The sequence below is a fragment of the Tsukamurella pseudospumae genome, from assembly GCF_001575195.1.
Taxonomy (GTDB): domain Bacteria; phylum Actinomycetota; class Actinomycetes; order Mycobacteriales; family Mycobacteriaceae; genus Tsukamurella; species Tsukamurella pseudospumae.
In genome coordinates this window covers 376,072-396,781 of record NZ_LSRF01000033.1, presented here as the reverse complement: position 1 = coordinate 396,781, position 20,710 = coordinate 376,072, and the positions used below count along the sequence as shown (strand labels likewise).

The following is a 20,710-nucleotide window of genomic DNA, read 5'->3' as shown; positions in this document are numbered from 1 at the left end:
GGACGCATGACCGAGGAATCGTCGACGGGTCCGAACGGCTTCGCGCCCGACGCGATCGTGGTGGGGGCGGGCCTCGCCGGCCTCGTCGCGGCGTACGAGCTGTCCCGGGTCGGCCGTCGGGTCCTGATCCTCGACCAGGAGAACCGGAACAACCTGGGAGGTCAGGCCTTCTGGAGCCTCGGCGGGTTGTTCCTGGTCGATTCGCCCGAGCAGCGGCGCCTGGGCATCAAGGACTCCTTCGAGTTGGCGTGGCAGGACTGGACGGGGTCCGCGGGCTTCGACCGCGACGATGAGGACCATTGGCCCAGGCAGTGGGCCCGCGCCTACGTCGAGTTCGCGACGCACCGCAAGCGCGACTACCTGCGGGGTCTCGGGCTCGGCTTCACACCCGTGGTGGGCTGGGCGGAGCGCGGCGGCGGCGCGGCCGACGGACACGGCAACTCCGTCCCGCGTTTCCATCTCACCTGGGGGACGGGGCCCGAGGTCGTGCGCGTGTTCCGCGAGCCGGTCGAGCGAGCGGAGCGGCAGGGCCTGGTGCGCTTCGCCTTCCGACACCGCGTCGACGAACTGGAGCGAAGCGACGACGGCGCGATCGTGGGCGTCAGCGGCGCCGTCCTCGAACCCTCCGACCTCGATCGCGGCGTCGCCAGCGGTCGGGAAGCAGTCGGGGAGTTCGCGTTCCGCGCCCCGACGGTGCTCGTCACCTCCGGTGGCATCGGCCACAATTTCGAGCTCATGCGGCAGTACTGGCCGACGGAGCGGCTCGGCCCCTTCCCGGAGCACATGATCGCGGGCGTGCCGGCGCACGTCGACGGCCGCATGCTGGCGATCTCCGAGGAAGCGGGAGCGAACATCGTCAATCGCGATCGGGTGTGGGCCTACACCGAGGGCATCCACAACTGGGACCCGATCTGGCCGAACCACGCGATCCGCATCATTCCCGGGCCGTCGTCGCTGTGGTTCGACGCGAACGGCAACCGCTTCGCCGCCCCGAACTTCCCCGGCTTCGACACCAATTCGACGATGAAGGCGATCCTCGAGACCGGCTACGACTACTCGTGGTTCGTCCTCACCGAGTCGATCATCGAGAAGGAGTTCGCACTGTCGGGCTCCGAGCAGAACCCGGACATCACCGAGAAGGACCTGAAACTGGCTCTGGGCCGGGTGAAGTCGAAGGGCGCGCCCGGCCCCGTCGAGGCCTTCAAGCAGCACGGCGAGGACTTCGTCGTGGCCGACACCCTCGAGGAACTGGTCGAGGGCATGAACGGCCTGGGCCGCGGCGGGCACGTCGACCTCGACCACCTCCGCCGGCAGATCGAGGCGCGCGACCGCGAGGTCGCCAACTCCTTCAGCAAGGACGCCCAGCTGCAGGCGATGCACAACGCGCGGAACTACCTGGGAGACAAGGTGGTGCGGGTCGCCAAGCCGCACCGGATCCTCGATCCGGCGCACGGGCCGCTCATCGCCGTCCGCCTGAACATCCTCTCCCGTAAGACCCTGGGCGGACTCGAGACGGATCTGAAGGCGCGCGTCCTCGGGGCCGACGGTGCCCCCGTCCCCGGCCTGTACGCCGCGGGCGAGGTCGCGGGGTTCGGTGGCGGCGGGGTGCACGGCTACAACGCTCTCGAGGGCACGTTCCTCGGCGGGTGCATATTCTCGGGGATGACGGCGGGCCGCGCAGCAGCGGCCGCCACCGGCGGACGAACGGGGAACGGACATGACTGAGCGGACGGCACTGGTGACGGGGGCATCGTCGGGCATCGGATACGAGACGGCGAAGTTGCTCGCGCAGAAGGGATACCGGGTGCTCGGCACCAGCCGGAACCCGGAGACGATCCCCGCCGACAAGCGGATCCCCGGAGTCGAGTACCTGGCGCTGGACCTCGCCGATCGCGCGTCGATCGCGGAGTGCGCCGCCGCGGCCGGCGCCGTCGATGTCGTCGTGAACAACGCGGGTGAGAGCCAGTCGGGGCCGCTCGAGGAGCTGCCCGCCGACGCCGTGGACCGGCTGTTCCAGACCAACGTCTTCGGTGCCGTGCAGCTCACCCAGCGCCTGCTGCCCGCAATGCGTGAGGGGCGCCACGGCCGGGTGATCATGGTCGGGTCGATGCTCGCGAGTTTCCCGCTCGCGTACCGCGGCTCGTACGTCGCCGCGAAGGCGGCCCTCAAGGGCTTCGCCTCGGCGGCGCGGCAGGAGCTGTCGCCGTTCGGCGTGTGGGTGTCCACCGTCGAACCCGGCTCGATCGCCACCGGGATCGGCGAGCGCCGCACCAAGTACGTGGCCGACGATTCCGTGTACCGCGCCGACTTCGACACGATGATCGAGAACCTCGACGCGAACGAGCGCTCGGGGATCACGCCGGCGGAAGTGGCGGAGGTCATAGTGAAGGCGATCGAGGCCGACAAGCCGCGCGAGTTCTACGCGGTGGGAAGCAATGCGCCGCTGGTCTTCCTGCTCAAGAGGCTCGTCCCGGTCGAGGTGGTGTCCAGCATCGTGGCGCGGCGGCACGGCCTCAAGCGGTAGGTCCCGGAGCTGCGGGACATCCGTCCCTGGCGGCGACGGGCTACTACTACATAACGTCGTAGTAGCCCTTCCCGTCAGCCCGAGGACAGATGCCCCATGCTCACCGAACCCCAGATCATCGTCATCCGCGAGACTCTGCCCGCCGTCGGCGGCGCGATCGACGAGATCACGCCGAACTTCTACCGCCGCCTGTTCGCCGCGCATCCCGCGTTGGAGCGCGACCTGTTCAACCGGGGCAACCAGGCGGTGGGCGCGCAGCAGCGCTCGCTCGCCGCGTCGATCGCCATGTACGCCACGGCCGTCGTGGACGACGAGGTCTCCGCGCGGACGATGCTCGAGCGCGTCGCGAACAAGCACGCATCCCTGGGCGTCGCGCCGGATCAGTACCCGGTCGTGTACGAGCACCTGTTCGCGGCGATCGGCGAGGTGCTCGGGGCGGCCGTCACACCGGCGGTCGCCGAGGCCTGGACCGCGCTGTACTGGCAGCTCGCCGACGAACTCATCGCCATCGAGAAGGGGCTCTACGCAGCCGCCGCGATCACGCCCGAATCCGTATGGCGCACCGTCGTCGTCGCGGAGCGGCAGCAGGAGACCCCGCGCACCGTCGCCTTCGTCCTGGCGGACCCGTCCGGGGCTCCGCTCCCGGACTTCCTCCCCGGGCAGTACGTCTCGGTCGCGGTCCGCCTGCCCGACGGTGCCCGCCAGATCCGCCAGTACAGCCTCTCCGGCGCCGGAGAGGGCCGATGGCGGGTCGGGGTCCGGCGCGACGGCGAAGTGTCGTCGTACCTGCACGAGTACGCGTTCGAGGGTGTCGAGCTGCAGGTCTCCCCGCCTTTCGGCGACATCGTGTTGGACAGCGATCCGACGACGCCCCTGGTCCTGGCATCAGCGGGCATCGGCATCACGCCGGTGCTCGGCATGCTCTACCACCTCGCGGAGGAGGAGGGCGGCCGGCGAGTCGTCGTCGCGCATGCCGACCGCACCCGCGCTACGCACGCGCACCGCACCGAGCTCGCGGAGCTGGTCGCGCGGATCCCGGGTGCCGAGCTGCACACGTGGTACGACGATCTCCCGGACGGCTATCCGTTGGAGGAGGGGGAGTCCCGCGGCCGCATCGACCTGTCCGGGATGGAGATCCCGGGCGATGCGAACGCGTACCTGTGCGGACCGCTGCCCTTCATGTCGGGGACGGCCGATCAGCTCGAGGTCGCCGGTCTCCCGCGGGAGCGCGTGTGGTTCGAGGCGTTCACGCCGTCGGTGTGAGCGCGTTCTGCAGGATGCGAGACCCCTCCGGAAAGCGCTCGGGCTGCGGTCCGGCGTAGGCGAGACGGAGGTGGTTCCCCGTGGGCTCCGCGGGGAACCACTCGTCACCGGGACCCACGATCAGGCCGTCGCGGCGGCACCGTTCGACGACGGTGCCGAGGTCGACCTCGTCGGGCAGGCGCGCCCACAGCGCGAGGCCGCCGCGCGGTACTGCGTCCACGGCGACATCGGGCGCGTGCGCGCGGAGGCTGCGCAGCAACAGGTCTCGACGGTCGCCGAGCTGCCGTCCCAGCCGCCGCAGGTGCGTCCGCCAGGCCGGCTGCGTGACCACATCGAGTGCCACCGCCTGGAGGACGCCGCTGACGTACATCGCGTCCGCCTGGGTGTCGGCGAGGATCCGGTCCCGGGCCGGGCCGCGCGCGATGATCGCCGCCACGCGCACCGCGGGCGCGACGCTCTTGCTCAGGGACCTGACGTACACCACGTGTCCGGAGTCGTCCCGCGTCGCGAGGGGGACCGGCGCGGCGTCGATGCCGAAGTCCCGCGCGTAGTCGTCCTCGATGAGGAACGCGCCGGCGTCGCGTACCGCGGCGAGGATCCGCCCCGCACGGTCCGGATCCCACACGGCACCCGTCGGACTCGCGAACGCCGGCTGCGCGTAGAAGGCGCGCGCCCCGGTCTCGGCGAGGATGCGCCGCACGACGTCCGGATCCGGGCCCGACGGTCCGCTCGGTACCGGGAACACCTCGACCCCAGCCTGTTCCGCGGCGAGGATCGCGCCCCAGTAGGTGGGTGACTCCATCACCAGCGGCCGCCCGGCGCCCACCAGCGCCCGGAAGGCGGCGAGCAGGGCGCCCTGGCTGCCGGGCGTGACCACCACGTCGCGGGCGCCGACGGGGCCGGTCCCGGCCGGCGTCTGCGCGGCGAGTTCGGCGGCGAACCAGGATCGCAGCTCGGGGAGCCCGGCGACGGGCGGTCGTCCCATCAGCGCCTCGCTCCGCGCAGCGCGGGCGAGGGCAGGCCGGACCAGGCGTTCCGGTAGCAGCTCCCGCGCGGGGTACCCGGAGTGCAGGCCGATGGCGTCCCCGTCGGACGGCTGCAGGGCGGTGGGCGCGACTGGTGTGCGGCGCCCCGAAGCGCCCAGGGCGGCGGTCTGCCAGCCCAGGTCGACGGGCCGCGCGGCGCGCTCTGTGCGCACGAAAGTACCGACACCCGTCCGTGTCTCGATGACACCGAGTGCGGTGAGCGAGCGCAGCGCCTGCTGCACCGTGACGGGGCTGACGCGGTACTCGGCCACGAGCGCCCGAGTGGACGGGAGCTTGGCGCCGGGTGGAGCCGCGGCGATCCAGGATCGGAGGGCTGTCGTCAGACGTGCCCCACTGCTATCGTCAGACATGAACCAGCATGATAGCGCTACTGTCCAACGTCGACCAGTGATACCGGGGTCGCCGATCGTGAGATCGGGGCTGCTGTGGGGACTCCTGGGGGTGCTCGCCTTCTCCTTCACCGTGCCCTTCACCCGCGTCGCGGTCGCCGGCGGCGGCCTCCCGCCGCTCTTCGTCGGCGCCGGCCGTGCCGTCGTGGCCGCAGCGCTGGCAGCGATTGCGCTGTTCGCCACCCGGCAGGCGCTTCCGCGCGGCCGACAGTGGGTCCGCGTCGGCGTCGTCGCGCTCGGCGTGGTGATCGGTTTCCCCGTGCTGACCTCCTTCGCGTTGACCACGGCTTCCGCCTCGCACGGTGCCGTCGTGATCGCCCTGCTGCCCGCCGCGACCGCTGTGGCCGCCGTGTGGCGGGTAGGAGAACGGCCGCGTCCCGCGTTCTGGGGCGCCGCGGCGGTCGGCGCGGTGTGCGCGGTGGTCTTCGCCGTCCTGCAGGGCGGCGGCCTCGGCACCCTGCGCGCCTCGGATCTCCTGCTGTTCGGCGCGGTGGTCGCCGCGGCGATCGGTTACGCGGAGGGTGGACTGCTCTCGCGGGAACTCGGCGCGTGGCAGACGATCTCGTGGGCACTCGTGGTGGCCGCGCCGGTGATGCTGGTGCTCACGGCCCTCAGTACCCGAGGTGGGGTGAGTGGCACGGCATCCGGCTGGTGGGCCTTCGCCTACCTCGGCGTGGTGAGCATGTTCCTGGGCTTCTTCGCCTGGTACCGCGGCCTCGCGATCGGACCGATGGCCACCGTCAGCCAGGTGCAGCTGGTCCAGCCCGTGTTCGGGATCGCCTGGGCCGCTGTGTTGCTCGGCGAGTCCGTCGGGTGGTCGACGGTGCTCGGCGGCCTTGCCGTGATCGCCTCCGCCGCCCTCGCGGTCCGCACCAGATCCGGTCGCTGAGGCGTCTCCCCGCAGAAATCCCCGCTCGCCTCGCGAATACACGAGGGGAGCGGGGATTTCTGCTGCAGCTGGAGGAACCTACGGGGCCCAGGTGCGCGTCGAGGCCTCGCCGACGGCGGCCTCGGTCGCTCGGACGCTGCCGTTCGCGCGGTTCACCGCGGAGACCACCGCGCGCAGAGAGGCGGTCGTGATCGACGGGGCGATGCCCACACCCCACACGGTGCGGTCCTCGTCGTCCACGCGGACGATCGCTTCGACGTATGCCGCGGCCTGGGCGTCGTCGCCGGCGGAGAGGGCGTGTTCGCTGTAGTCCAGGACCCGGACGTCGAAGCCGACGGTGCTGATCGCGTCCACGAACGCCGCGAGCGGGCCGTTGCCCTCGCCCGAGACCTCCTGCTCCTTACCGTCGACCTTGACCACGGCGTCGATGCGGTCGACGCCACCGTCGACCTCGGAGGCCGTCACCTTCTGGCGCATGCGCTCCAGCGGCACGATCGGGTCGATGTACTCGCCGGCGAAGACGTCCCACATCTCCTTCGGCGTGACCTCGCCACCCTCGCCGTCGGTGATCTTCTGCACCGACTGGCTGAACTCGACCTGCAGGCGCCGCGGCAGCTGCAGCCCGTGGTCGGTCTTCATGATGTACGCGACGCCGCCCTTGCCGGACTGGCTGTTGACGCGGATGACCGCCTCGTAGCTGCGGCCCACGTCCTTGGGGTCGATCGGCAGGTAGGGGACCTGCCACAGGATGTCGTCGACGTCCTTGTCGGCCCCGTCGGCGTCGACCTTCATCTGGTCCAGGCCCTTGTTGATGGCGTCCTGATGGCTGCCCGAGAAGGCGGTGTACACCAGGTCGCCGCCGTACGGGTGCCGCTCGGGCACGGGCAGCTGGTTGCAGTACTCGACGGTGCGCCGGATCTCGTCGATGTCGGAGAAGTTGATCTGCGGGTCGATGCCGCGGCTGAACATGTTCAGGCCGAGCGTGACCAGGCAGACATTGCCGGTGCGCTCGCCGTTGCCGAAGAGGCACCCCTCGATCCGGTCCGCGCCGGCCAGGTAGCCCAGCTCCGCCGCCGCGACGCCCTCGCCGCGGTCGTTGTGCGGGTGCAGCGACAGGATGATGCTGTCGCGGCGGTTCAGGTTGCGGCTCATCCACTCGATCGAGTCGGCGTAGACGTTCGGGGTGGCCATCTCGACGGTGGCCGGCAGGTTCAGGATGATCGGCTTCGCGGGCGTCGGGTCGATGACCTCGACGACCGCGTCGCACACCTCCTTCGCGAAGGACAGCTCGGTGCCGGTGTACGACTCGGGGGAGTACTCGTAGCGCCAGGCGGTGTCCGGGTACTTCTTCTCCTCGCGGCGCACCAGGTGGGCGGCGTCGACGGCGATCTTCTTGATGGCGGCCTTGTCGGCGCGGAAGACCACTCGGCGTTGGAGCACGGACGTCGAGTTGTAGAAGTGCACGATCACGTTCTTCGCGCCCTGGCAGGCCTCGAAGGTCCGGACGATCAGTTCCTCGCGGCACTGCACCAGCACCTGGATGGTCACGTCGTCGGGGATGGCCCCGTCCTCGATGATCTCCCGGACGAAGTCGAAGTCCGTCTGGCTCGCGGACGGGAAGCCGACCTCGATCTCCTTGTAGCCCATGCGGACCAGCAGGTCGAACATGCGGCGCTTGCGCGCGGGGCTCATGGGGTCGATGAGCGCCTGGTTGCCGTCGCGCAGGTCGACGGCGCACCACAGCGGAGCGGTGGTGGCGACCTTGTCCGGCCAGGTGCGGTCGGGGAGCGCGATCTGCTCGACCTCGTCCGCGTAGGGGCGGTAGCGGTGGGCGGGCATGGCGCTTCCGCGCTGCGGGTTCCACGCGGGCTGGCCAGGGTTGCTGGGGCCGGCGGGGGCGGTGATCTTCGATACGCCGGACGTGTAGGAATCGGCTGCAGGGCTCATGGTGTCGAGGCTACTTTCTCGGGGCGCCCCTGCGGCTGGCAGGGACGTAATCGGTCGCGATGCGACCTGGAGGGCTCGACCGGCGGTGCCGTTGTTCCCACGGCTCAACCCGCGACGGGGAGCCGGTCTGGATCAGACCCCGCCGCGGCAACCGAGGAGAAGGGCGCGCCACTGCACAGGTCGAATGTAGCGCACGGTGCGACCGCGCGGCAGGGCGGTGTGTGCGCCGATGACCGGGTGTGATCTAGAACACGTTCCGACGATCCCGTGCTTCGGTGCAGGTTGCAGAATTCGTGATCATGCATCGCGAGCTGCCGTTGATGATCACGTTTGTCTGTGAATCCGCAGGACAGATGGCGGTTGGTGAACTTTGGCGAACCATCACATCCTTCACCTGCTGACTTGCTGTGGCCTTCACCCGCGGGAATCCGTGTTGAAGATGTTGCAATTTCAACGTTGACCTCCCTACAATTCTGCGATTGCAACCGTTCTGCGTTGCGATCGCGATGCGAAGGAGAGCTTGGTGGAGCACGTGGTGCACTCCTTGACCGGAGCCCAGTACGGAATGTGGCTCAGCCAGCAGATGTCCCCGGACGTCGCCTACACCGTTGCGCAGTACGTGGACATCCGCGGACCGTTCGACGTCGAGACCATGCAGGCCGTGACCCGCGAGGCCGGCGACGAGTTCCAGTCGCCGTACGTCCGCATCGACGTCGACGAGTCGGGCGCGCCGGTACAGCGGCTCGATCGCTCCATCGACGGTGCTGCACAGGTCATCGACCTGGGGCTCGCGGACCTTCCCGAGGATCAGCGCATCGATGCCGCGGTCGCCTGGATGCGCGCCGAGTACTCCCGTCCGCTCGACCTCGCCGTCGACGACCTCATCATCAACAGGCTCATCCGCGTCGCCGACGAGCATTGGCTCTGGTACGCCCGCGCGCACCACGTCGTCATCGACGGATACGGTGCCTCGACGCTCCAGCGCCGCGTCGCGGAGCTGTACACCGCCCGCGTCACCGGCGGGGAGACTCCTGCGCTCAAGCCCGCGCCCCTGGGCCCCGAGGGGTTCGTGACGGCCGAGGACAAGTACTTCGCGTCCGCGCGCTCCGACGGTGACGCCGACTACTGGGCGGAGATCGTCGCGACGCTCCCCGAGGCCGCGGGCCTGAGCCGCATGGCCGCGGCACCGTCGCCCCTGAACCTGCGTCGCAACGGTGTTCCCAGTTCCGAAGCGGGAGCGCGCCTGGAGGCGGCGGCGGAGCGGCTGGGCACCAACCGCACGGGGCTCGTCATCGCGGCCTTCGGCGCGTACGTCGCCGCGGTGTCGGGGCGGGAGGAGATCTCGCTGTCGGTCCCCGTCGCCGCGCGCACCACCGCGGCCCTGCGAGGCTCCACCGGCATGACCGCCAACGTGCTACCGGTCCCCGTGCGGGCCGGTTCCGGCGCCACCGTCTCCGACGTCATCGACGGCACCGGGCTCGACCTGCGCAACGGGCTGCGGCACCAGCTCTACCCCGCGGCGCGGATGGAGGCGCCCACGCTCCGCGAGGGCGTCGTCGGGTCCACCTTCGGCGACACCATCAACATCATGATGTTCTCCTCGGCGATGACGCTGGGCGAGGCCGCCGGCACCCTGAACCTGCTCACCTCGGGTCCTGCTGAGGACGTCGCCGTCACCGTCTACGAGTCCGAGCAGGGCGCGCTGCGGATCGACATGGAGGCCAACCCCGCGTCGTACTCCGTCGCGGACCTCGACGCGCACTACGCCCGGTTCATGGAGTACCTCGACCGGTTCGCGGCCGCCACGGGCGCCACCCCGCTCTCCGCGCTCACCGTCGCGACCGAGTCCGAGGCCGTCGAGTGGACCCGGTTCGCCGGCGCGGCCGACGGTGCGCGGCAGGCCGCCGGGCCGTCCGTCCCGATGCCCGACCTGCTGCGCCGCGCCGCCGCAGCGCATCCGGACCGGGTCGCGGTAGTCGACGGTGACCGCAGCATCACCTACGCCGAGCTCGATCGCTACAGCGACCGCCTCGCCCGCTACCTGATGACGGTCGGCGCGGCCCCGGAGGCCAGTGTCGCGCTGCGTATTCCGCGCTCGCTGGAGTCCGTCATCGCCGTCTGGGCCGTCACCAAGACCGGTGCCGCGTTCGTCCCGATCGACCCGAAACTGCCCGCCGAGCGCGCCGAGCACATCGCCACGGCGGCGGCCCCGGTCGCCACCCTGACGCCGGCGGACCTCGCCCGCGTGTGGGGGCCCGGTGCGAACGCGGGGAGCAGCGACGCGGACTGGCCGGCGATCGATCTCGCCAACCCCGCCTACCTGATCTTCACGTCCGGCTCCACCGGCCGGCCCAAGGGCGTCAGCGTCACCCACAGCGGCCTGTCGAGCCTCGCCGCGGAGCTCGTGCGCTCGCACGGTCTCGCCGACGGCTCGCACGTCATGCACTTCGTGTCGCCGGGCTTCGACGCCTCCGTGCTCGAGCTGCTCATGGCGGTCGACAGCGCGTCCACCCTGGTCGTGGTGCCGCCGGAGGTCTACGGCGGCGAGGAGCTCGAGGAGGTCCTCGCGCAGGGCGGCGTCAACGGAGGCTTCATCACGCCCGCCGCCGTCGCCACGATGGATCCGGAGAAGCTGCCCGAGCTCACCTCGCTCGGCGTCGGCGGCGACACCGTCCCGCAGGCGCTCGTGGAGAAGTGGGCCACCGAGGGCCGTACCCTCGTCAACGTCTACGGCCCCACCGAGACCACCATCGCCGTCACGCTCGGCGGCCTCCACGCCGACGCTCCGGTCCGGCTCGGTGGACCGATCCCCGGGACGCGGCTGTACGTACTCGACCCGTACCTGCGTCCCGCGCCCGCCGGTGTGCCCGGCGAGCTCTACATCTCCGGTCCGGGCATCGCCCGGGGCTACCACGGCAACCCGGCGCTCACTGCGGAACGCTTCGTGGCCAACCCCTTCGAGGCCGACGGTGCGCGGATGTACCGCTCGGGCGATCTCGTCCGGTGGGACGCCGACGGTGCGCTGGAGTTCCTCGGCCGCATCGACTCGCAGGTCAAGCTCCGCGGCTTCCGCATCGAGCTGGGCGAGATCGACGCCGCCGTCATGCGCGTGGCCGGCACCGAGCGGGCGATCACCGTGGTCAAGGGTGACGACACCGCCACCGCCGAGCTCGTGACCTACGTGACCGGCACCGCGGAGCCCGACGCGATCTCCGCGGGCATCGCCGCTGAGCTGCCCGCGTACATGGTTCCCGCGCACATCGTTCCGCTCGCCGAGTTCCCGCTCACGGTGAACGGCAAGGTCGATCACAAGCAGCTGCCGCAGCCGGAGCGCAGCGCGGTCGCGGTGGTCGCCGGACGCGGCCCGAGGACCGACGCGGAGATGCTGGTCGCGGAGGCCTTCGCCGAGGTGATCCCCGGCGTCGTCAAGGACGACCTCAACGTCGCGACCACGCTGTTCGATCTGGGTGGGAACTCGTTGTCCGCCACACGTATCGCGGCCCGCCTGGGCTCGGCGACCGGTAGCCGCGTGAGCGTGGCGACGGTGTTCGCCAACCCGACGGTGGAGGGGCTCGCGGCCGCCATCGGCGGCGCGCCGGTGCCCGCCGCCGCGCTGGCGGCATCCTCGGCCGTCGATGTGGCCGGAGCCGAGCCGGAGCCGGAGTACGCGGCACCGTCGGACCCGGAGGAGGCGGCCGAGCTGCTCCCCGCCCAGCATCAGATGTGGGTCCGCAACCGCCTGAGTCCCGATGGCTCGTACCACATCCCGGTCGCTCTGCACCTGCGTGGAGACGTGGACGTCTCCGCAATGCGCGTCGCCCTGGGCGATGTGGTCGCGCGGCACACCCCGCTGCGCACCGTCTACCGCAACGGCCCCACGGCCGGTGAGCCCGAGGTGCAGGTGCTGCCCGCGGGGCCGAACCTGGTGCCGTTCACCGAGCGGTCGGTGGAGCTCGACGAGTTGACCGCCGCCGCCACCGATTACGCCGGCGAGCCCTTCGATCTGGCGGCCGACGTGCCGATCCGCGCGCGTCTCTACCGCATCGACGACCGGCACCAGGTGCTCGTGCTGGTGATCCACCACATCGCCGCCGACGGCTGGTCCATGATGCCGCTGGCCGGCGACCTCGCGACCGCGTACGCGTCGCGTACCCAGGGCAAGGCGCCGAAGTTCCCGCCGCTGCCGCGCACCTACACCGAGCACGCACGCTCCTACAAGCACCGCCTCACCGGTGCCCCGCGCCAGGCTCTGGACCGGTTCTGGGCCGATGTCCTGGCCGACCCGCCGGCCGAGTCGGTGCCGCCCGCCGCCGTGCCCCGCTCGGGCGGCGTGGTCTCGGCCGCCAGCTCGATCGACACGCGCGTGGCCCCCGAGGTCTGGGCGGGCGTCGCGGGCCTGGCCCGAGCGCACACCACCACGCCGTTCATCGTGGTGCACGCCGCGCTCGCCGCCGCGATCGCGCGCCTGTCGGGCCAGGGTGATCTGGTGATCGGCACCGCCGTCGCGGGACGCGGCGAAGCGGAGCTCGACGGTCTCGTCGGCATGTTCGTCAACTCGATCCCGCTGCGCACCCGCACCACCGACGATCAGACCTTCGCGCAGCACCTCGCCGCGGTGAGTCAGGGCGATCTGGACGCGCTCGACCACTCCGACCTGCCCTTCGAGTCGGTGCTCGAACTGGTGGACCCGCCGCGCGCCGCCGGCCGCCACCCGGTCTTCCAGGTGATGCTGAACCAGCGCCCCTTCGACACGACGCACTTCCCGATGGCGGGCGTCGACGTCGAGGTGGTCCCGGTGGACGTTCCGATCGCCCGCTTCGACCTCGAGGTCACGCTGGGCGCCGACGGCACGATCGAGCTGCGCTACGCGTCCGAGCTCTACCGCACCGAGCAGGCCGAGTCGATCCTCGACGCGCTCGTCGCGGTCCTCACCGCGGTGGGTCACGACCCGCAGACCACGATCGGCGAGCTGCCGATCATGTCGGCGCACCGGCTCGCGGAGCTGACGCCCGTGCGTGGCGTGGAGGCCGATTTCCACACGCCGCTGGGCCAGCTCATGCGCGAGGCCGCTCGCACCTACTCGAACCGGCCCGCCGTGATCGACGGTGCCCGTGTGCTCACCTACCGCGAGCTCTACGCGGACGCCCGCAAGGTGGCCGCGGCCGTCCTGGCCGCGGGCTCGCGCCCCGGCGAGGCGGTCCTCACGGACCTGCCCCGCTCGGCGGAGTCCATCACCGCCTTCTGGGGCATCACCCTGGCCGGCGCCGCCGTGGCCCCGGTCGACCCGAAGTACCCCCAGGACCGGCGCGACTACATCGCGAACGACGTGCGCGCCCGGGTGGGCGTGACCGCGACGGGAACCGGTGTGCAGGGCGTCAACTGGGTGGCGATGGACGAGCTCGGCGGCGAGGGCTACGACCCTCAGATCGTGCCGAACCTCGACGACGCCGCGTACGTCATCTACACCTCGGGCTCGACCGGACAGCCGAAGGGCACCGTCGTCACGCACCGTGGGTTGGGCAACTTCGCCGAGGAACTGCACGTGCGGCTGCAGAGCGGCGCCGACACGCGCGTGATGGCCTTCGCCTCCACCGCTTTCGATGCGACGGTGCTCGAGCACCTGCTCGCGATCCGCGTGGGCGCGCCCCTCGTCGTCGTGCCCGCCGGCACGACCGGCGGTCGCGAGCTCGAGCGGATCATCGCCGATCACGGTGTGACCCACGGCTTCCTGACGCCGTCCACCCTGGCGACGGTGAACCCCGACGCGGTTCCCTCGTGGACTCACGTGCTCGCCGGCGGCGAGGCGCTCGGCCCCGGCCTGGCCAAGAAGTGGAGCGTCGGCCGGCGCCTGCACAACGGCTACGGCCCCACCGAGACCACCATCATGACGGCGATCTCCGACGCGCTGTCCGGCGACGGCCGCGTGCCGATCGGGCCGCCCGTCCGCGGCCAGGGTCTCCTGGTGCTCGACGACGAGCTGCGCCCCGTCCCCGTCGGCATGCCCGGCGAGCTGTACGTGGCCGGGCCGCAGCTGGCCCGGGGTTACCACCGCCGCCCGCAGCTCACGGCGTCGCGGTTCGTGGCGAACCCGTACGGCGAGCCCGGCGACCGCATGTACCGCACCGGTGACGTGGTCCGCTGGACCCGCAGCGATGCCGACCAGTTGATCGTCGACTTCGTGGGCCGCAACGACTTCCAGGTCAAGATCCGCGGCATCCGGATCGAGCTGGGCGAGATCGATTCCACGATCGACACCATGCCCGGGGTCGATTTCGTCTCGACCCAGGTGCGTCCGGGGCCCGACGGTGCCCCCGCGCTCGTCGCGTACGTCAAGGGCGACGTGGATCCGTCCGAGGTCCGCACGCACGTCCGGACGCGACTGCCCGGCTTCATGGTTCCGGCCGCGGTGATGATCATCGCGAAGGTGCCCATGGGCAACACCGGCAAGCTCGACAACGCCGCGCTTCCGGAGCCCTACTTCGGCGGCACCGGCAACGCCGCCGCGAAGCCGACCACTCCTGGTGAGGCCCGCGTCGTGGAGGCGTTCCGGAAGGTGCTCGGCAGCGATGCGATCGGCGTGGAGGACGACTTCTTCGACCTCGGCGGCAACTCGCTGTCGGCCAACGAGCTGGTGAGCCTGTTGGGCAACGGGATCGAGGCGCGCACCGTCTTCGATCTCCGCACCCCGGCGGCGATCGCGACCGCCCTGACGGGCGATCCCGACCGCATCTCCAACGAGTCCGCTCTCGAGGACCAGGGGCTGCGTCGTGTCCAGCGCGGTGACCGTATGCCGCTGTCCTCCGCGCAGGAGCGGATGTGGCTGCAGAACAAGATCGATCCGGGCCCGACCTACAACATCGGTGCTGCCTTCCTCGCGAGCCGCCCGGTGGACAAGGCCGTGCTCGACGCCGCTCTGCGCGACCTGCTCGAGCGGCACGAGAGCCTGCGCACCCGGTACCCGTCGTCTGCGGAGGGCCCCTACCAGGAGATCCTCCCCGCCGGCGCGCCGGTGGTTCGCGACTTCGCGGCCGAGGTCGGCACCGCCACGTCGAACGTCGCCGGCCAGGAGTCGGCGATCGCCGAGTTCGTGGCGCGCCCGTTCGCGCTGAACCGCGATCTCCCGCTGCGCGTGATGACGGCGCCCACGGGCAAGGGATCCATCCTCGCGATCGCTGTGCACCACATCGCGGCCGACGGCGCCTCGGTGGTGCCGCTGACCCGCGACCTGATGGCCGCCTACCTCGCCCGTACGACGGGCACCGAGCCGCAGTGGGCCGAGCTGCCGCTGCAGTACGCGGACTACGCGGTGTGGCAGCGCGGGCAGGCGGAGAAGGACGCCGGCGCGGTCGACTACTTCGCGGATCGCCTGCGCGGCATCCCGGAGGAGAGCTCGTTCCCCGCGGACGGCCCGCGGCCGACCATCGGTTCCACGGACGCCGGTGAGGTCGCCGTCGTCCTGCCGCTCGCCGAGCGGGAGGCGCTGGCGGACTTCGCCGGCAAGCGCGGTGTCTCGATGTTCATGGTGTTGCACGCGGCCCTGGCCGCCCTGCTGCATCGCGTGAACGACGCCGACGACGTGGTCATCGGCACGCCGGTGATCGGTCGTACGGACCGTCGCCTGCGGGACGTCGTCGGCATGTTCGTCAACACCGTCGCGCTGCGCACCTCGGTGACCGGCACGGAGACCTTCAACGCGCTCGTCGATCGGATCCGCAGCGGTGACCTGGACGACCTGGTGCACGCGACCGCGCCGTTCGAGCGCGTCATCGAGGCGCTGGCCCCGCCGCGCAGCCGTGACCGGCACCCGGTGTTCCAGGTGGTGCTCAGCCATCAGAACCTCGGCGACCCGCTGAGCGTGCTGAGCTCCGACGGCGGCGGTCTGTTCGACCTCGAGCCGCTGCCGTTGGCCGCCGCCACCACGACCTTCGACGCGACCTTCGAGGTCCGCGAGGTCGAGGAGGGCCTGCGGTTCAACCTGCGGTACCGGACCGACCTGTACCGTCCGGGCACCGCGGAGGGCATCGTCGCCCGCCTCGTGCGCCTGGTGACCGCCGGCGTCGCGTCGCCGGACACGCCGGTCGCCGATCTTCCGGTGCTGCTGCCGGAGGAGGAGGAACTGTTCCGGCGGGCCTCCACCACGATCGAGCCGCACACCATGGCCGAGATCCTGGCGCGCGCCGTGCGCCAGCGTCCCGGCGCGCCCGCGCTGCGGGCGGGCGACGTGCGGTACACCTACTCCGAGCTGGACTCGTCGATCTCCGCGCTCGCCAACCGCCTGGCCGGCCTGGGCGTGGGGGCGGGCACCCGGATCGCGGTGTCGATCCCGCGCTCCGCCGCGTCCGTCGTCGCGTTCTGGGCCGTGGCACGGCTCGGCGCGGTGTACGTGCCCGTCGACCCGAATTACCCCGCCGAGCGCGTCCAGTACATCCTCGAGGACGCCAAGCCCGCGATGGGCCTGACGGTGCGCGACACCGCGAGCGACCTGCCCGAGCTCGTGGACTGGGTGACCGTGGACCTGAGCACGTCCCGGGTGCAGCACCCATCGGCGGACATCGCGCAGATCGGCATGGACGACCCGGCGTACGTGATCTACACGTCCGGTTCCACCGGCAAGCCCAAGGGCGTCGTCGTCCCGCACCGCGGTCTGGCCGCGATGGCGGACACGCTCGTGCGCCAGCACGCCGTCGGGGCGAACGCGCGGGTGCTGCACTTCGCGTCGCCGAGCTTCGACGCGTCGATCCTCGAGTTGCTCCTCGCGACCTGGTCGCGCGCCGAGCTCGTGGTCGCGCCGGTCACCCTCTACGGCGGCTCGCCCCTCGGCGACTTCCTCGCCGAGCACGAGGTCACCCACGCCTTCATCACTCCCGCCGCGCTGGCTACGATCCCCGATCGCGACCTGCCGCTGCTGGAGGCGCTCAGCGTCGGCGGCGACGTGCTGCAGACCGAGCTGGCGCGCCGCTGGTCCGACGGGCGCATCCTGATCAACGCCTACGGCCCGACCGAGGTCACGATCGCCGCGACCATCGGCGCCGTCGATCCCGAGAACGTGGGCATCGGCAGTGCCGTCACGGACGCGCAGCTGATGATCTGCGACGAGCGGCTGAACCTGGTCGCGCCCGGCACCGTCGGCGAGCTGTACGTCGCGGGACCCGGTGTGGCGCACGGCTACCTGGACCGCCCCGATCTTACGGCATCGCGGTTCGTGGCGAACCCGTACAACGACGCGCAGGGCTACAAGCGCATGTACCGCACGGGCGATCTGGTGCGCTGGCGCGCATCGGAATCCGGCGATCCGGTGCTCGAGTTCGTCGGGCGCAGCGATGATCAGCTCAAGGTGCGCGGCTTCCGCGTCGAGCCGGGCGAGATCGTCACGGCGCTCGAGGGACACCCGAACGTGCGGCAGGCCGTCGTCGTCGTCGACCGACCCGAGGGTTCGCTCGAGGCGCAGGCCGCGGCGCGGCTGGTCGCGTACTACGTGACCGACGGTGCCGTCACCGTGGACGGTCTCCGGGCGTACGTCGCGGATCGGCTTCCGCGCCACATGGTTCCGGCCGTGTTCCAGGAGATCGACAGAGTCCCGGTCACGGCGCACGGCAAGACGGATCTCAAGGCCCTGCCTCCGGTCGGTGCGCCGCTCACGCCGGCACCGTCGGCGGACGAGGCTCCGGTCTCGCCCCTGGCGGCACTGGCCGAGCCCGCGGCGCCCAAACGGCGCGCGGTCTCGTCGGCCAGCCTCGAGGGTGCGGTCGCGGAGATCCTCTCCGACGTGCTGGGCGTCGCGTCGCTGGGCATGGAGGACGACTTCTTCGCCGTCGGCGGCACGTCGCTGCAGGCCGCGATCGCCGTCGACCGGCTGCGTGAGCGGTTCAGCTCCGAGGACGCCAGCATCCGCTGGTTCTTCGAGGACGCGAAGGTCGGGACCATCGCGGCACGGATCGCGGGTGCTCCGGCCCGGGTCTCGACCACTGCCGTGATCACCGGTGTGGCAGCGGATTCCGATACCGCGATCACCGACCCGATCCTGCCGCTGCGCGCGGGCACCCCAGGTGTGGACCCGCTGTACTGCATCCACCCCGCCGTCGGTCTGGCGTGGAACTACCTGGGGCTCTCCAGCGAGCTCGACCCGAGCATCCCGATCATCGGCATGCAGGCTCCCGGGATCTCCTACCCGATGCCGCCCGCGGACTCGATCAAGGAACTGGCCCGCACCTACGTGCGGTCCATCCGCGCGGCCCGCCCGCACGGTCCGTACAACCTCCTCGGCTGGTCGCTCGGCGGCCTGATCGCGCACGAGATGGCCGTCGAGCTGCGGGAACTGGGCGAGAAGGTCAACCTCGCGCTCATGGACGCGTACCCGCTGGGCGACTACCGCGGACCGCGCGAGGAGATGTCGATCGCGGCGCTGTTGCGCGAGTTCGTCGGCCTCGACATCGACGAGGACGCCGAGCTGAGCACCGACGACGCCCTGGACCTGCTGGCCTCCGCCGGCGGACCGGCGCGGGAGCTCTCGCGCGGCCAGATGGAGCGGCTGCTCACCAATTACCGGCACAACACGTCGCTGGGCTACTCGCACCGTCCGCGCGAGTACGACGGCAACATGCTGGTCTTCCGCGCGACGGAGCAGCCGACGGGTGGCCTCGTGCCGCAGCTGTGGCGGCCGTACGTGACGGGCCTGGTGCAGGTGCACGACATCGAGGCCACGCACAATCAGCTCGGCTCCGCCCCGGCGATCGACGAGATCGCCCGGACGATGAACGTCTTCCTCACGGGCAACTACACCAGCGTGGTGAAGTCCACGAGCAAGACGCTCGACGACACCAAGCCGCTCGTCAGCGTCCGGGGCCTGACCCGCAAGTACGGCCGCGGCAAGAAGGCGGTGTACGCGCTCAACGGGGTCGACCTCGACATCGCGCCGGGCAGCGTGCACGCGCTGCTGGGCCCGAACGGCGCCGGCAAGACGACCACGGTGAAGATCATCTCGACGCTCATGAAGCCCTCCGAGGGCTCCGTGACCATCGACGGTGTCGACGCCCTGGCCGACCCGCGCCGGGCGCGCTCGATCATCGGCCTCTCGGGCCAGTACTCGGCCGTGGACGAGAACCTCACGGGCCGTGAAAACCTCGAGATGTTCGCCCGCCTGTACGGCTTCGACAAGGGCGCTGCGAAGGCCCGGGCGACGGAGCTGCTCAAGCAGTTCCGGCTCACCGGTGCCGCCGACCGCGCGTCGGGCACCTACTCCGGCGGCATGCGCCGGCGTCTCGACCTGGCCGGCGCGATCATCGCGCGGCCGCGCCTCGTCGTTCTCGACGAGCCGACCACCGGTCTCGACCCGCGCAGCCGCAAGGACGTGTGGGACGTGATCGCCCGGCTCAGCAAGGAGGAGGGCATCTCGGTGCTGCTCACCACGCAGTACCTGGACGAGGCCGAGTTGCTCGCCGACCTGGTCACGATCATCGACCAGGGCCGGATCATCCGGTCCGGCACGGTGCCCGAGCTCAAGTCGGCCGCCGCGGCCGACCTGATCCAGATCGGGATCCGCGAGCGCGATCGGGTCACCGCGTGGCCGATCCTGGCCCGCCACGCCATCGACGGCACGGCGATCCGCGAGGCCTCCGGCCTCAGTGCCATCCGCGTGGCCGACGGCCAGTACAAGCTGGTCGCCGTCCTCAACGACCTGCGCGAGGCCGGCGTCCACGTCGAGTCCGCGATGCTGCGCGAGGCCACCCTGGACGACGTCTTCTTCGCCCTCACCGGCGAGGACGCGAACAAGACCGAGGAGAGCAACTGATGACCGCGATCACCTTCCCGCAGGAGCGGGAGTCGTCGCTGAACGGATTCCTCAGTGACTGCGCGGTGATGACCCGCCGCAACCTGACCACGCTGATCCGGATCCCGCAGCTGCTCCTGGGCGCGACGGTCCAGCCGATCATGTTCGTGCTGCTCTTCAGCTACGTGTTCGGTTCGGCGCTCGGGGGCGAGGTGGGCGGCGACCGCTACCGCGAGTTCCTGCTCGCCGGCATCCTGGTCCAGACGGTGGCCTTCAGCTCCGGCCAGACGGCGATCGGCGTCGCATCGGACATGAAGAACGGCATCATCGACAGGTTCTGTTCGCTGCCGATGTCGCGGCTCGCCGTCATGGTCGGGCGCACGCTCTCGGACCTCGTCGTGAACGTGATCAGCGTGGCGGTGATGCTCGTGGTCGGCCTGCTGGTCGGCTGGCGGTTCCGCGGCAGCTGGGTCGACGCGGCCCTGTCCCTGACGACGCTGCTGCTGTTCGGTTTCGCGATGTCCTGGCTGGGCGCGCTCATCGGCCTCTCGGTCTCGACGCCCGAGTCCGCGCAGGCGCTCTGCATGATCGTGATGTTCCCGATCGCCTTCATCTCGTCGGCGTTCATCGCGTCGGGCGACCTGCCGGGCCCGCTGCGCACGATCGCGTCGTGGAACCCGGTGACCTCGATGGCCCGTTCGCTCCGTGAGGCTTTCGGCAATCCGTTGAGTCCCAAGCCGGTGTTCAACGAGCCGGTCAACTGGGCGGCGCAGCACGCCACCGCCTACTCCGCGATCGTCTCGCTCGTGATGATCGTCGTCATCGTGCCCTTCGCCGCGCGCGCCTACATGCGCCACTGACCCGCGCGCTCGCGCCGCGAGCGTG

General features: G+C 71.1%; 8 protein-coding genes. 6 read left to right on the top strand and 2 right to left on the bottom strand.

The window, feature by feature from the left end; all coding sequences use genetic code 11:
* The first annotated feature begins 6 nt into the window (after positions 1-6).
* The 3 genes from AXK60_RS12365 (at position 7) to AXK60_RS12355 (ending at position 3,787) form a co-directional block, all read left to right on the top strand.
* Positions 7-1,725 (top strand): FAD-binding dehydrogenase, encoded by a 1,719-nt coding sequence (locus AXK60_RS12365; RefSeq protein WP_068571403.1) that lies wholly within the window; start codon positions 7-9, stop codon positions 1,723-1,725.
* Entirely contained in the window at positions 1,718-2,524 is an 807-nt protein-coding gene (locus AXK60_RS12360; protein WP_068571402.1) for an SDR family oxidoreductase, read from the top strand. Before AXK60_RS12365 ends, AXK60_RS12360 begins: the two co-directional genes overlap by 8 nt.
* Positions 2,525-2,620: 96 nt before the next feature.
* Positions 2,621-3,787: a globin domain-containing protein gene (locus AXK60_RS12355; RefSeq protein ID WP_068571401.1), complete on the top strand. Its 1,167-nt coding sequence runs from the start codon at positions 2,621-2,623 to the stop codon at positions 3,785-3,787.
* Here the strand turns inward: AXK60_RS12355 and AXK60_RS12350 are convergent.
* Positions 3,771-5,183: an aminotransferase-like domain-containing protein gene (locus tag AXK60_RS12350; protein WP_068571400.1), complete on the bottom strand. Its 1,413-nt coding sequence runs from the start codon at positions 5,181-5,183 to the stop codon at positions 3,771-3,773. The genes AXK60_RS12355 and AXK60_RS12350 overlap by 17 nt on opposite strands.
* Between AXK60_RS12350 and AXK60_RS12345 the strand changes: the two genes are divergently transcribed.
* Positions 5,182-6,111: a DMT family transporter gene (locus AXK60_RS12345; RefSeq protein WP_068571399.1), complete on the top strand. Its 930-nt coding sequence runs from the start codon at positions 5,182-5,184 to the stop codon at positions 6,109-6,111. The two genes, AXK60_RS12350 and AXK60_RS12345, sit on opposite strands and share 2 nt — an antisense overlap.
* Before the next feature lie 78 nt (positions 6,112-6,189).
* Here AXK60_RS12345 and leuA read toward each other — a convergent pair whose 3' ends face one another.
* Entirely contained in the window at positions 6,190-8,058 is a 1,869-nt protein-coding gene (gene leuA, locus AXK60_RS12340; protein ID WP_068571398.1) for a 2-isopropylmalate synthase, read from the bottom strand.
* 523 nt (positions 8,059-8,581) lie between these two features.
* On the opposite strand from leuA, the gene AXK60_RS12335 reads away from it, so the two are divergent.
* Together AXK60_RS12335 and AXK60_RS12330 are read left to right on the top strand one after the other, a co-directional pair.
* Entirely contained in the window at positions 8,582-19,846 is an 11,265-nt protein-coding gene (locus AXK60_RS12335; RefSeq protein WP_068571397.1) for a non-ribosomal peptide synthetase, read from the top strand.
* Positions 19,846-20,685, top strand: coding sequence for an ABC transporter permease (locus AXK60_RS12330; protein ID WP_068571396.1), 840 nt, complete (start codon positions 19,846-19,848; stop codon positions 20,683-20,685). The genes AXK60_RS12335 and AXK60_RS12330 overlap by 1 nt, the downstream gene beginning before the upstream one ends.
* Positions 20,686-20,710: the final 25 nt, after the last annotated feature.